Annotated in this window: 12 protein-coding genes; 7 read left to right on the forward strand and 5 right to left on the reverse strand. The window is 64.1% G+C overall.

Annotated elements, in window-relative coordinates:
* Nucleotides 1-3 precede the first annotated feature (3 nt).
* The 7 genes from fdhF (at nt 4) to NKJ78_RS09675 (ending at nt 7483) form a co-directional block, all read left to right on the forward strand.
* Nucleotides 4-2916 (forward strand): formate dehydrogenase subunit alpha, encoded by a 2913-nt coding sequence (fdhF, locus tag NKJ78_RS09645; RefSeq protein ID WP_352459231.1) that lies wholly within the window; start codon nt 4-6, stop codon nt 2914-2916.
* A 346-nt stretch (nt 2917-3262) separates the two neighbouring features.
* Entirely contained in the window at nt 3263-4093 is an 831-nt protein-coding gene (gene fdhD, locus NKJ78_RS09650) for a formate dehydrogenase accessory sulfurtransferase FdhD (protein WP_352459232.1), read from the forward strand.
* The gene (locus NKJ78_RS09655; protein ID WP_023673423.1) at nt 4083-4397 is read left to right on the forward strand and encodes a formate dehydrogenase subunit delta; all 315 of its coding nucleotides are present in this window, start codon (nt 4083-4085) and stop codon (nt 4395-4397) included. Before fdhD ends, NKJ78_RS09655 begins: the two co-directional genes overlap by 11 nt.
* A 134-nt stretch (nt 4398-4531) precedes the next feature.
* Nucleotides 4532-6085: an alpha/beta fold hydrolase gene (locus NKJ78_RS09660; RefSeq protein WP_023823790.1), complete on the forward strand. Its 1554-nt coding sequence runs from the start codon at nt 4532-4534 to the stop codon at nt 6083-6085.
* Between the two features lie 110 nt (nt 6086-6195).
* Nucleotides 6196-6675 carry a carboxymuconolactone decarboxylase family protein gene (locus NKJ78_RS09665; protein ID WP_023688798.1) on the forward strand — a complete coding sequence of 160 codons (480 nt, stop codon included), beginning with the start codon at nt 6196-6198 and terminating at the stop codon, nt 6673-6675.
* Between the two features lie 76 nt (nt 6676-6751).
* Complete coding sequence (locus tag NKJ78_RS09670; protein ID WP_023688799.1) at nt 6752-7114, forward strand: nuclear transport factor 2 family protein; 363 nt, start codon at nt 6752-6754, stop codon at nt 7112-7114.
* A 54-nt stretch (nt 7115-7168) separates the two neighbouring features.
* The gene (locus NKJ78_RS09675; RefSeq protein WP_023732486.1) at nt 7169-7483 is read left to right on the forward strand and encodes a hypothetical protein; all 315 of its coding nucleotides are present in this window, start codon (nt 7169-7171) and stop codon (nt 7481-7483) included.
* 28 nt (nt 7484-7511) lie between these two features.
* Here NKJ78_RS09675 and NKJ78_RS09680 read toward each other — a convergent pair whose 3' ends face one another.
* The 5 genes from NKJ78_RS09680 to NKJ78_RS09700 all read right to left on the reverse strand — a co-directional run bounded on the left by NKJ78_RS09680 (nt 7512) and on the right by NKJ78_RS09700 (nt 12886).
* The gene (locus NKJ78_RS09680; RefSeq protein ID WP_352459233.1) at nt 7512-8210 is read right to left on the reverse strand and encodes a hypothetical protein; all 699 of its coding nucleotides are present in this window, start codon (nt 8208-8210) and stop codon (nt 7512-7514) included.
* Nucleotides 8211-8363: 153 nt separating this feature from the next.
* A complete protein-coding gene (locus tag NKJ78_RS09685; protein ID WP_023745237.1) occupies nt 8364-9791 on the reverse strand; it encodes a gamma-aminobutyraldehyde dehydrogenase in 1428 nt (475 codons plus the stop codon).
* A 104-nt stretch (nt 9792-9895) separates the two neighbouring features.
* The gene (locus NKJ78_RS09690; RefSeq protein ID WP_023673416.1) at nt 9896-10711 is read right to left on the reverse strand and encodes an ABC transporter permease; all 816 of its coding nucleotides are present in this window, start codon (nt 10709-10711) and stop codon (nt 9896-9898) included.
* Nucleotides 10701-11666: an ABC transporter permease gene (locus tag NKJ78_RS09695; RefSeq protein WP_352459234.1), complete on the reverse strand. Its 966-nt coding sequence runs from the start codon at nt 11664-11666 to the stop codon at nt 10701-10703. Before NKJ78_RS09695 ends, NKJ78_RS09690 begins: the two co-directional genes overlap by 11 nt.
* A 221-nt stretch (nt 11667-11887) precedes the next feature.
* Nucleotides 11888-12886 carry an ABC transporter ATP-binding protein gene (locus NKJ78_RS09700; RefSeq protein WP_352459235.1) on the reverse strand — a complete coding sequence of 333 codons (999 nt, stop codon included), beginning with the start codon at nt 12884-12886 and terminating at the stop codon, nt 11888-11890.
* Nucleotides 12887-12981 lie beyond the last annotated feature (95 nt).

Raw genomic sequence — 12981 nt, forward strand, 5'->3', positions numbered from 1 at the left:
CAGATGAATATCAAGGCCGACTTCCCGACACTCATCGAAGAACTCGATTACGGAACCCCGGAATCGAAGGCGCAAAAGCAGGTTACGCTGATCGTCGACGGCCGCAGCATCAGCGTGCCGGAGGGTACGTCGATCATGCGCGCGGCGATGGAAGGCGGGGTCGAGATCCCAAAACTCTGCGCTACCGACATGCTGGACTCGTTCGGCTCCTGCCGCGTCTGCCTGGTCGAGATCGACGGGCGCGGCGGCACGCCGGCATCCTGCACGACGCCCGTCGGCGAAGGCATGGTGGTGCGCACGCAATCCGAGCGGCTCGACGCCATCCGCCGCGGTGTCATGGAGCTTTACGTCTCCGACCACCCGACCGGCTGGAACGAGAAGGCCGGCACCGGCGCCAGCGAGTTCGACGTTGTGGCGAAATCGGTCGGCCTGACCGAGAACCGCTTCGGCATCGAGGGCCGCAACCACGTCAAGCAGGAAAACGGCGTCGCGCCCGGCCATGGCTCGCTGGCGGTCGACTACATCGCCCGCGACGAGTCCAACCCATATTTCACCTATGATCCGGCGCAATGTATCGTCTGCTCGCGCTGCGTGCGGGCCTGCGAGGAGGTGCAGGGCACCTTCGCGCTGACGATCGAGGGCCGCGGTTTCGAATCGCGCATGGTCGCCGGCATGCACGAGGATTTCATCGCCTCCGAATGCGTGTCCTGCGGCGCCTGCGTGCAGGCCTGTCCGACCGATGCGCTGCGTGAAAAGACCGTGCTTGAGAAAGGCATGCCCGAGCGCTCCGCCGTCACCACCTGCGCCTATTGCGGCGTCGGCTGCTCGTTCAAGGCCGAAGTGAAGGACGACGAAGTCATTCGCATGATGCCCTACAAGGACGGCAAGGCGAACCACGGCCACTCCTGCGTGAAGGGCCGTTTCGCCTATGGATATGCCACCCACAAGGACCGCATCCTGTCGCCTATGATCCGGGAAAAGGTCAGCGATCCCTGGCGCGAGGTGAGCTGGGAAGAGGCCATCGCCCATACGGCCAAGGAATTCCGCCGTATCCAGTATCAATACGGCCGCACCTCGATCGGCGGTATCACGTCCTCGCGCTGCACGAATGAAGAGACCTATCTCGTCCAGAAGCTGGTGCGCCAAGGCTTCCGCAACAACAATGTCGACACTTGCGCGCGCGTCTGCCACTCGCCGACCGGCTACGGCCTCGGCCAGACCTATGGCACCTCGGCCGGCACGCAGGATTTCGATTCCGTCGACTTCACCGATGTCGCCGTCATCATCGGCGCCAATCCGGCTTCCGCGCACCCGGTGTTCGCCTCGCGGCTGAAAAAGCGGCTGCGCCAGGGCGCCAAGCTGATCGTGCTCGATCCGCGCCGCACCGAAATGGTCAAGTCAGCGCATATCGAGGCCGACTATCACCTGCCGCTGAAGCCCGGCACCAACGTGGCGGTGCTGACGGCGCTGGCGCATGTCATCGTTACCGAAGGGCTTTTCGACGAAGCCTTCATCCGCGATCGCTGCGACTGGGCGGAGTTCCAGGATTGGGCTTCTTTCGTCGCCTTGCCGGAAAACAGCCCCGAAATCGTGGGCAAGCTGTCCGGCGTCGACCCCGAACTGATCCGGGGTGCTGCGCGCCTCTATGCCAAGGGCGGCAATGGCGCGATTTATTATGGCCTTGGCGTCACCGAACACAGCCAGGGTTCGACCACGGTTATGGCTATCGCCAACCTTGCCATGGCGACCGGCAATATCGGCCGTCCCGGCGTCGGCGTGAACCCGCTGCGCGGCCAGAACAACGTGCAGGGTTCCTGCGACATGGGCTCGTTCCCGCACGAACTGCCAGGCTACCGCCACATCTCGGGCGAGGCGGTGCGTGACATCTATGAGAGCCTTTGGGGGGTGAAGCTCGACGACGAACCCGGCCTGCGCATCCCCAACATGCTGGATGCCGCCGTCGACGGCTCGTTCAAGGGCATCTACATCCAGGGCGAGGACATTTTGCAGTCGGACCCTGATACCAAGCATGTCGCGGCCGGCCTGGCGGCGATGGAATGCGTGGTCGTGCACGACCTGTTCCTCAACGAGACCGCCAACTACGCGCATGTCTTCCTGCCGGGCTCGACCTTCCTGGAGAAGGACGGCACTTTCACCAATGCCGAGCGCCGCATCAACATGGTGCGCAAGGTTCTGGAGCCGAAGGCGCGCTACGCCGACTGGGAAGCGACACAGGAGCTTGCCCGTGCGATCGGGCTGGACTGGAACTATCAGCATCCCTCCGAGATCATGGACGAGGTTGCAAAAACGACGCCGAGCTTCGCCGGCGTGTCCTTCGAGCTGCTCGACCGTGTCGGATCCGTGCAATGGCCCTGCAACGAGAAGGCGCCGCTCGGCACACCGATCATGCATATGGATGGCTTCGTGCGTGGCAAGGGCAAGTTCATCCGCACTGAATATGTCGCGACCGACGAGCGGACCGGGCCGCGTTTCCCGTTGCTGCTGACCACCGGCCGCATTCTCAGCCAGTACAATGTCGGTGCACAGACAAGGCGCACCGAAAACGTAATGTGGCACTCGGAAGATCGGTTGGAGATCCATCCGCACGACGCCGAGAACCGCGGCCTGCGCGATGGCGACTGGGTGCGGCTGACCAGCCGTTCGGGTGAGACGACGCTGCGTGCGCTGATCACCGACCGGGTGTCGCCAGGTGTGGTCTACACAACGTTCCACCATCCCGACACGCAGGCCAACGTCATCACCACCGACTTCTCCGACTGGGCGACCAACTGCCCGGAGTACAAGGTGACCGCGGTGCAGGTCGGCGCCTCCAACGGGCCTTCGGACTGGCAGCGCGATTATAACGAGCAGGCCGAGCAGAGCCGCCGCATCGCTCCGCTACAGGCGGCGGAGTAGTCTTGCCACGGCGTTCGACAATGAGAGCTTCAATCTTGACGGTTGGTCGACCCCCACTCCGTCAGGAAGGAGAGCTTAAGCCGCCTGGCGCCTTTCCTCTCCCTCCGGAGGGGGGAGAGGTGGCGCCGCGAAGCGGCGACGGAGTGGGGGACGCCGGCCCCGCAACACGCAGCCGTCGAAAGTCGCGCACAACCCAAAGAGCAGGCAAACCGGCCTATCTGGCGAGCAGTCGAGCCCCACTCCCTCAAGCTTCGCTCGACACCTCTCCCCCGATCGACGGGGGAGAGGAAAGGCGCGAGCCTCCACAGCTACTGCTAAGGACGAACAGGGCAGAGGGGCGCGCCTCGTGACCCGAAAACGCCCAGCCACCACCCAAATCTCTCGCCTTGCCCACCGCGCCAGCGGCACGACATCGGCCAACCGCATGGTGCCGGAGGAGACGCCGGTGGCGTTCTCGTTTGCCGGCACCACACATGCGGTGATGATGGCGAGCCCCGCCGATTTCGAGGATTTTGCGCTCGGCTTCTCGCTGACCGAAGGCATCATCGCGTTGCCTGACGAGATAGAGGCGATCGAGGTCGAGGACCATGGCGCCGGGATCGATATCCAGATCCGGTTGAAGGACCAGGCCAATACGCGCTTCGAGGCGCGACGCAGGCGATTGGCCGGTCCGGTCGGCTGTGGGCTATGCGGCATCGAATCGATCGAGGAAGCGATGCGCTCGGTCGACAAGGTTGGTGCGTCCAAGCTTACGCTTGAAGCTGACGACATCGTTCGCTCGGTCAAGCTTTTGTCGAAGGTGCAGCCGCTGCATTCGGAAACCGGTGCAGTTCATGCAGCGGGCTTCTACATCCCCGGCAAGGGCATAGTCATGGCGCGCGAGGATGTCGGCCGCCACAATGCGCTGGACAAGCTGGCCGGCGCGCTGGCCAAGGCCGGCATTGACGGTGCATCGGGCGCGGTGGTGGTGACATCACGCGTCTCGGTCGAAATGGTGCAGAAGACGGCGGCGATCGGCTCGGCCTTCATCATCGCCGTCTCGGCGCCGACAGCCCTTGCCATCCGCACCGCTGATGAGGCCGGCATGACGCTGGTAGCGCTGGTGCGCGGCGACGATTTCGATGTTTTCACCCACCCGGAACGGGTGGTCTTGGGAGTTGCCCAGCATGTCGCATAACGAAGAACACATCACGAGCACCGGGGAAAAGCTGGTGCGCATGGCCAACCAGATCGCCGCCTTCTTCCATTCAAGGCCCCGCGAGGAAGGTGTGGCGGGCGTGGCCGAGCACATCAACAAGTTCTGGGAGCCCAGGATGCGCCGCCAGTTCTTCGAGATGCTGGACAGCGGCGGCGAAGGTTTTGACGAACTCGTCGTCGTGGCCTCGGCCAGGATCAAGCGGCCGAAGACCGAGGAGCAGGCCGATGTGAGCATCGGCTACGTCCAACCCACGGGTGCAGAGAGCGCCGCTCCCCAGAAATAGCCTCCCCCAGAAATGGCGGGCGAACACGGTTCGCTGCGGGTTATATTCCTGTCTTCTAAAGTTTGGCTGCCGCATCCGCCGGGCGTCTGCTATGGTCGGCGATCAGAAATCGTCTGGCCGGGCGGGATAGCAACGTGAGGCCGATCGAGACGCGATATGCCCTCAGCGGCGACGTGCGGATCGCCTATCAGGTGGTCGGCCAGGGATCGTTCGACCTGGTTTTCGTGCCCGGCTTCATCTCCAATCTCGACCTGCATTGGGAAGACGAGGGCTACGCCAGGCTGTTGAAACGGCTCTCGGCGTTCTCGCGGCTGATCCTGTTCGACAAGCGCGGCACCGGCCTGTCCGACCGCGTCGACCCACGCCATCTGCCCAGCCTCGAAACCCGCATGGACGATGTGCGCGCGGTGATGGATGCCACCGGCAGCGGCCGTGCGGCCTTGCTCGGCGCTTCGGAAGGCGCGCCGATGGCAATGTTGTTTGCCGCCACCTATCCGGAACGGACACGAGCGCTGGCGCTCTATGGCGGTTATGCGCATTTCCACAAATGGGTGATGTCGCCGGAGCGCCTCGAGGCCTTCATCGCGACGGCCGGCACGGAATGGGGCACGGGCGCCACACTGCCCAACTTCGCTCCCGGCCGGGTAGATGATGCGCATTTCACCCAGTGGTGGGCCCGCTTCGAGCGGCTGTCGGCCAGTCCGACGGCAGCGGCCGCTCTTGCCCGAATGAATGCCGGGATCGACGTGCGCGGCGTGCTTTCGGCGATCGGCGCACCGACCCTGCTCATCCATCGCCGCAACGACGCGCGGGTGGACCCCGGAGCCAGCCGCTTTCTGGCGAAAAACATCTCGAATGCGCGACTGGTCGAAGTCCCCGGGCGCGACCACCCGATCTGGACCGGCGATGTCGACCGGGTGGCCGACCTGATCGAGGAATTCCTGACCGGCGAGCGTGCCGTGGCCGAAGCGGAGCGCGTGCTTGCCGCTCTTCTGGCGACACGCATCTACGACACGGCGCGGGTTGGCGACCGCATGTGGAGCGAGCGCAGCGAGCGCTTCCAGGAGAGCTGGCGGCAGCTGGTCGGCCGTCATGGCGGACGCGTTGCCGGCATCCATGGCGAATTGATGATCTCGCGCTTCGACGGGCCGGCGCGGGCCATACGCTGCGCGGCGGCACTGCGCGATGCGGCGCAACATATGGGCATTGCAAGCGCCCAGGGCGCCCATGTCGGCGAGGTCGAAATGCGCGGGCCGCCCGTGGGGCTGATGGCACGGGTGACGATGCAGATCGCCGCCCATGCCGGGCGCGGCGACATTCTGGCGTCGCGGCTGGCGGCCGATCTGGCGGCGGGGTCCGGCCTGTATTTCATCGATGCCGGGCGTGTCACGGTGGATGAGCTGGACGAGCCGCTGGCGCTGGTCCAGGCAACGTCGGAACAGCACCTGGAGCCGGCCTGCCGCCCCAAGGCGAAACCCGCCGAGCCGGCTCAACTGACGGCGCGCGAAAGCGAGGTGGTGATCCTGATCGCCGACGGCAAGAGCAATGCCGCGATCGCCGCCGAGCTGAGGCTCAGCGAGCATACGGTCAAGCGTCATGTCGCCAACATATTGCTGAAGCTCGATTTGCCGTCACGGGCGGCGGCAGCGGCATTTTCCGCCAGGCAGGCTGGCCCGGACGGGCCATAGGGACCATGGCGCTTTCGGGCGAAGCGGCCAGGTGGGGTCGAGGCGTACCAATTCTCTCCATGCAGGCCAGGCGGATGTCGCCGGGAAAGGCACTGCGGATGGAGGATGCAATGCTGAAGTCAAACAGGTCGATCAAATCGCTGGTGATAGCGGCAGGCGTTGGCGCGCTGTTCACGATCGCTCCCGCCAGAGCCGAGGATGCCTCGGCGGCCGCCGCCTACAAGGACATCGAGGCGACGCTCGGCTCAGTGCCGGACATGTTCAAGACGCTGCCCGATGTCGCGGTTGCCGGCGCCTGGGCCGAGATCAAGGGTGTGCAGCTCAACCCCAAGACCGCGCTCGACGGCAAGACCAAGGAACTGCTGGGGCTGGCCGTCGCCTCGCAGATCCCCTGCCAGTACTGCATCTATTTCCACACCGAGGCCGCCAAGCTCAATGGCGCGACCGATGAGGAGATCAAGGAAGCGATCGCGATGGCGGCCATCGTGCGCCACTGGTCGACGATGCTCAACGGCAGCCAGGTCGACTTCGCGACCTTCAAACAACAGACCGACGGCGTGTTCGCAGCCGTCAAAGCCAAGTCGCAGTGAAAGACAAACGCCCGGCGGTGCGCGCCGGGCAGTGCTTGATCATCAACCGCCCGATCGACGGGCCATGGAGGAAGAAATGCTGACAAAGACGCAAAGCGTGGACGGCGCGGCGATCAAGAAAGCGATCGAAGGACGGGACGGCAGGATGCTGGCGAGCTTCTATGCCGACGACGCGCTGGTGCGGGTGATCGACCGCAACAATCCGCCGAGCAAGCCGCGCGAGATCCGCGGCCGGGCGGCGATCAGCACGTTCTGGGACGACATCTGCAGCCGGGCGATGACCCACAAGGTCGACACCACCATCGCCGATGGCGACAATCTCGCCTTCACCCAGGCCTGCGCCTATCCGGACGGAACGAAAGTGTTCTGCGCGGCGATGCTGGAGCTGAAGAATGGGCGGATTGCGCGACAGACCGTCGTGCAAGCCTGGGACGAGTAGGTCACCGCGAAAGATCAACCGCGGTTTGGGGCCGCATAACTGGAGGAGACAAAAATGTTCAGCGCCAGATGGCAGATCGACGCCAAGTTCGGACACAAGCAGACCGTGCTCGAACTGCTCAAGAAATGGGAACGCGAGATCGGCTCTCAGGTCGGCATCGCCGACCTCAAATTCCAGATCATGACCGGTTCGATCGGCGCTCGGGAAGCGACGGTCGAATCGCATCATCAGGTCGAAAGCCTTGCCCAGCTGGAGGGATTCTTCGCCAAGATCGGCAAGATCGACGCGCACGCAAAATGGGGCAAGGAGATGGAGCCCTACGTCGTGTCGGGCACCAGCCTTTGGAACATCTATCGCATCGTGGAGTAGCCGTGGCAGGTGCAGCAGTTTTCGGCCATCAGTTGCGGCGGCCGAAACTCGTCCGCTGCCCGGGAAACCGCCCTTCCCTGGCCAATCCGGCAGCCGCGACACGTGCCGGCTGATTGGGCAATGTGGCCTGCTTGGCCAGGGCCGCCGCTATCAAGGCGTCGGCCTGGCGCGCGCGCTGGTCCGCGCCGGCATCTCCGGCAGGGTTGCCCGCCACGGCGGAGCTCGACATCCGCCGGCGGGGTTTGAAAGCAAGATAGAGAAGCAACGCGCCGAGCAGTCCAGCCCCAATGACGATCGTCAAACGCGTGCCGGTCATGCCGGTGCGTTCGATCTGGGTGGGGTTGGCGGGGTTCTGGACGACGGTGAGCTTGTCGCCGACCTGCGGTTCGCGGGCACCGTTCTTGTTCAGCTCCATCGTGGCCTCGACGGCGTCGGCGCCGGTGCCGACGCGCAAGGTGCCGGTGAATTTCTGGGTCACCTTCCACTCTTTGTCAGCATGAACCGTCTTGAACGCATCCACCAGTTCGCACGGGATCGTGGCGGTGCTGACGGTCTGGTAGACAATCTTGTGGGCGGTCGATTCCATGTCGCATTCGACATTGACCGCGAGGATTTCAGCAGGCGCCTCGGGCCAGCCGCTCTTCTTGATCATGTCCTTGCCGCCGAACACAGCGATCAGCAGACAGAAGCCGCCAATGAGTACCAGCTTGATCTTGGTCGTGTTCATGCGCAAACCCCTCGCCGCGCGGTTTCCCGGCAAGAAGCTGCTCGTTCAGGTTGAATATTCAGTAAATCGTGAACTCCCGCCGTACCGCAAAAGTAACTCTCGCTTAATGTACAGAAAACGGGTTGGCGAATATCTTAGAGATAGTGGCGGCCTCTACCCATGCGCCACCATCACATGACGAACGGCGGTATAATCCTCCAGCGCATAGAGAGACATGTCCTTGCCGTAGCCAGACTGCTTCAGCCCGCCATGCGGCATCTCGTTGGTCAGCATGAAATGGGTGTTGATCCAGGTGCAGCCATATTGCAGACGGGCGGCCGTCGCCATGGCGCGCGAGACGTTCTTGGTCCACACCGAGGATGCCAGGCCGTAGTCGCTGTCATTGGCCCAGTTCACGGCTTCATCGACTTCGGAGAAGCGGGTGATGGAGACGACCGGACCGAACACTTCGCGGCGCACGATCTCGTCTTCCTGCAGCGCGCCGGCAACCACCGTCGGCTGGTAATAGAAGCCGGAGCCTTCGCCGGGCTTGCCGCCGGTGGTGATCTCGATGTGCTTCAGTTCCGAAGCGCGCTCGACGAAGCTCGAGACGCGATCGCGCTGGCGGCGCGAGATCAGCGGCCCGATCTCGTTTTTGGTGTCGTCGGGCTGGTTGTATTTGATGGTTGAGACGGCAGATGAGAGATCGGCGACGAGCTTGTCGTAGATCTTCTTGCCGGCATAGATGCGGCAGGCGGCTGTACAATCCTGCCCGGCATTGTAGTAGCCGAAAGCGCGCAGGCCGTTGACCACGGCGCCGAGGTCGGCGTCGTCGAAAACGATGACCGGCGCCTTGCCGCCGAGTTCCAGATGCGTGCGCTTGACCGACTTGGCGGCGGCCTGCAGCACCTTCTTGCCCGTGGCGACGTCGCCGGTGATCGAAATCATGTTGACCTTGGCGTGATTGATCAGCGTGTTGCCGACGCTGTCGCCGCGGCCGAGCACGACATTGACGACGCCCTCGGGCAGAACCTCGGCCAGGATCCTGGCCAGCTTCAGCGCCGTCAGCGGCGTCTGCTCCGACGGCTTGAAGACGACGGTGTTGCCGCCGGCAATGGCCGGCGCCAGCTTCCAGGCCATCATCATCAGTGGATAGTTCCACGGCGCGATGGAAGCGACGATGCCGATCGGATCGCGCCGCACCATCGAGGTGTGGCCGGGAATGTATTCGCCGGCGACCACGCCCGGCATCGAACGCACCGCGCCGGCAAAGAAACGATAGCAGTCGACGATCGCCGGGATCTCGTCATTGAGCACGGCGTTGATCGGCTTGCCGCAATTCAGCGCCTCGAGCGCCGCGAACTCCCGCGCGTTGGCCTCGATGCGGTCGGCGATCTTGAGGAGATAGCCGGAGCGCTGCGCCGGCGTTGTGCGTGACCACAAGACGAATGCTCGCCCGGCGGCAGTAACAGCCGCCTCGATCTGCGCCTGGCTTGCTTCAGGCAGGTTGAGAATGGTCGCCCCGGTCTTTGGATTCAGAATCGGCTCCTCAGTCTCGGTGCCGTTCTCGAACTTCGAGCCGATCAGCATCTGGGTGTCCATGCAGGTTCTCCTCGGTCAGGAGCGAGTAGCGAATAGCGAGTAGCGAATGGGCTGGTCGTGCAATCTCCCCTATTCGCTGTTCGCTACTCCCTATTCGCTGTTCTTCATTTGCCCGAACCGGCGATCTGGTCGCCGTCGCGGGTCAGGTAATAGGCGGCAAGGATGGGCAGCAGCGTCACCAGCACCACGACCATGGCGACGACATTGGTGACCGGACGCTGGCGTGGGCGGATCAGCTCTTCCAGCATCCAGATCGGCACGGTCTGCTGCTGGCCGGCGGTGAAGGTGGTGACGATGACCTCGTCGAAGGAGAGCGCGAAGGCGAGCATCCCCCCGGCAAGCAGAGCGGTGGCGATGTTGGGCAGCACGACGTGCCGGAAGGTCTGGAAGCCGTCGGCGCCGAGATCCATCGAGGCCTCGATCATTGAGCCGGAAGTGCGGCGGAAACGGGCGACCGCATTGTTGTAGACGACGACAACGCAGAAGGTGGCGTGGCCGAGCACGATCGTCCAGAACGAGAACGGTATGTCGGCCAGTGAGAAGGCGGAGCGCAATGCGATGCCGGTGATGATGCCGGGCAGCGCGATCGGCAGGATGACGAGCAGCGAGATCGTCTCGCGGCCGAAGAATTTCGTCCGTGACACGGCGGCGGCGCACAGCGTGCCCAGGATCAAGGCAATCGCCGTCGAGATGGCGGCGACACGGACCGACAGCGACAGCGCCTGCCAGACATCCGGCCGGTTCCAGGTGACGGCAAACCATTGCGTGGTCAGCCCCGGCGGCGGCCAGACGAAGCTCTTCTCTTCCGTGGTGAAGGCATAGACGAAGATCAGCAGGATCGGCAGGTGCAGGAAGAGCAGGCCGCAAGCGGCTGCGATCTTGAGGCCGAGCGGGGCGGATTGCGAACCGTCAGAGCGCATCGAAGGCCCCCATGCGCTTGGCGCCCCAGAGATAGAAACCCATGATGACGATGGGCACGACGGTGAAGGCGGCGGCGAGCGGGATGTTGCCGGCTGTGCCCTGCTGCGAATAGACGGCCTGGCCGATAAACAGCCGCGACGTGCCGATGATCTGCGGGATGATGTAGTCGCCCAGCGTCAGCGAGAAGGTGAAGATCGAGCCGGCGACGATGCCGGGCAGCGCCAGCGGGAACAGCACGTTGCGGAAGGTCTGGCCCGGCGACGCCCCGAGATCGGAGGACGCCTCGACCAGATTGCCGGGCACGCGCTCCAATGCCGCCTGCACCGGCAGGATCATGAACGGCAGCCAGACATAGACGAAGGCGATGAAGGTTCCGGTGGCGGAGACCGACAGGGAATTGCCGCCGACGACCGGCAGCGACAGCCAGCCATCGAGCATCCAAAGCAGATGCAATTTGGCGAGCAGCCAGGTCAGAATGCCTTCCTTGGCGAGGATCAGCTTCCAGGCGTAGATCTTGACGAGGTAGCTCGACCACAGCGGCAGCATGATGCCGAGATAGAACAGCGCCTTCCAGCGGCCGCGGGCATAGCGCGCCGCATAATAGGCGATCGGGAAGGCGATGACGGCCGAGGCCAGCGTGACCAGCACCGCCATCGTCACCGTGCGCAGGATGATGTCGAGATTGGCGGGCTGGAACAGGTCGCCATAGGTCTTCAGCGTGAATTCGTGGTTGATGAGGCCGGAGAACTCGTCGATCGAGAAAAAGCTCTGCGCCAAGAGCGCGAACAGCGAACCGATATAGACGACGCCCAACCACAGCACCGGCGGCGCCAGCATGAGGAACAGCAGGAGTTGCGGCTTGCGCCAGAACAGGTCGGACAGCGCACCGCGCATGCCGCCGCTGCCGGGCAGGATGGCGGGGGCGGTGGTTGGGTCGAGCGCGGCGATGGTCATGGGGCGACCGCGTGCTGAAGGAACCCTGAGAAGCCGCGTTCCTTCACACCCCCCTCTGTCCTGCCGGACATCTCCCCCTCAAGGGGGGAGATCAGCAGTTTCGCTGCCCCGCCAAATCCCCAACGTTGAAGATTGGCGAAACCGGGAAGAACAGCCAATCTCCCCCCTTGAGGGGGAGATGTCCGGCAGGACAGAGGGGGGGGGCTTGGCGCCAACCTTAATCATGCCGGCTCGTCCATCAAATGCAAATGCTCGCGGTTGAAGGTCAGCACCACCGCTTCGCCTTCCGCCGGCAGTTTCGTGCCGGCCGGCACGATGGCGTGCAGCCTCAGGCCATCAGCGTCCAACGCCAGTTTTGTGGTAGCGCCGAGATAGTTGGTTCCGACCAGGCGCGCGGCAACCCCTTCGCCTTTCGCAATGCTGCCGATGCGGATGGATTCGGGACGCAGGCTGCCCCAGCGGTGCTCACCGGAATAGCGGTGGACGAAATCCGGCGGCAACACATTGGAGGAGCCGACGAAATCGGCGACGAAGCGTGTCCTGGGCCGCTGGTAGATGTCTTCCGGCGTGCCGATCTGCATGATCTTGCCGTCATTGAAGACGGCAACGCGGTCGGCCATCGACAGCGCTTCGCCCTGGTCGTGGGTGACGAAGACGAAGGTGATGCCGAGCGCCTTCTGCAGCGACTTCAGCTCTTCCTGCATGTTTTCACGCAGCTTGAGGTCGAGCGCGCCGAGCGGCTCGTCGAGCAAAAGCACCTTGGGCTGGTTGACCAGCGCACGGGCCAGTGCAACGCGCTGGCGTTGGCCGCCGGAGAGCTGGCCGGGACGGCGGGCGCCATAGCCGGGCAGACGTACCAGCGACAGCGCTTCGCCCGCCGCCTTATGCCGCTGCGGCTTGGCGATGCCCTTGACCATCAGCCCGTAGGCGACATTGTCGAGCACGTTCAGATGCGGGAACAGCGCGTAGTCCTGGAACACGGTGTTGACGTTGCGGCGGTAGGGCGGCACGCCCTCGGCGCGTTCGCCGAAGATCGAGATCGAGCCCGATGTCGGCTGCTCGAAGCCGGCGATGAGGCGCAGGCAGGTCGTCTTGCCTGACCCCGACGGACCGAGCATGGCGAAGAACTCGCCGGGCACGATGTCGAGATCGACCGCATCGACGGCGCGCACGCTGCCGAAATGGCGAGAGACTTTCTGGAAGGAAACGGCCGATGTCATGGGCTATCCGTCTGTTGCCGGTTTGTGGTTCGTGCCGCCACCAATCAGGCCAGCGGGCACGGCACTTCACCTCCCCCTCGATGGGGGAGGTCGCG

The organism is Mesorhizobium sp. M0037 (genome assembly GCF_040323635.1).
Classification (GTDB): Bacteria; Pseudomonadota; Alphaproteobacteria; order Rhizobiales; family Rhizobiaceae; genus Mesorhizobium.

Bases quoted from the DNA above. Each gene is read 5' to 3' on its own strand.
- fdhF (WP_352459231.1), top strand. From the start codon at position 4: ATGAATATCAAGGCCGACTTCCCGACACTCATCGAAGAACTCGATTAC.
- NKJ78_RS09655 (WP_023673423.1), top strand. From the start codon at position 4,083: ATGTCGCATAACGAAGAACACATCACGAGCACCGGGGAAAAGCTGGTG.
- NKJ78_RS09665 (WP_023688798.1), top strand. From the start codon at position 6,196: ATGCTGAAGTCAAACAGGTCGATCAAATCGCTGGTGATAGCGGCAGGC.
- NKJ78_RS09670 (WP_023688799.1), top strand. From the start codon at position 6,752: ATGCTGACAAAGACGCAAAGCGTGGACGGCGCGGCGATCAAGAAAGCG.
- NKJ78_RS09675 (WP_023732486.1), top strand. From the start codon at position 7,169: ATGTTCAGCGCCAGATGGCAGATCGACGCCAAGTTCGGACACAAGCAG.
- NKJ78_RS09680 (WP_352459233.1), bottom strand. From the start codon at position 8,210: ATGAACACGACCAAGATCAAGCTGGTACTCATTGGCGGCTTCTGTCTG.
- NKJ78_RS09685 (WP_023745237.1), bottom strand. From the start codon at position 9,791: ATGGACACCCAGATGCTGATCGGCTCGAAGTTCGAGAACGGCACCGAG.
- NKJ78_RS09690 (WP_023673416.1), bottom strand. From the start codon at position 10,711: ATGCGCTCTGACGGTTCGCAATCCGCCCCGCTCGGCCTCAAGATCGCA.
- NKJ78_RS09695 (WP_352459234.1), bottom strand. From the start codon at position 11,666: ATGACCATCGCCGCGCTCGACCCAACCACCGCCCCCGCCATCCTGCCC.
- NKJ78_RS09700 (WP_352459235.1), bottom strand. From the start codon at position 12,886: ATGACATCGGCCGTTTCCTTCCAGAAAGTCTCTCGCCATTTCGGCAGC.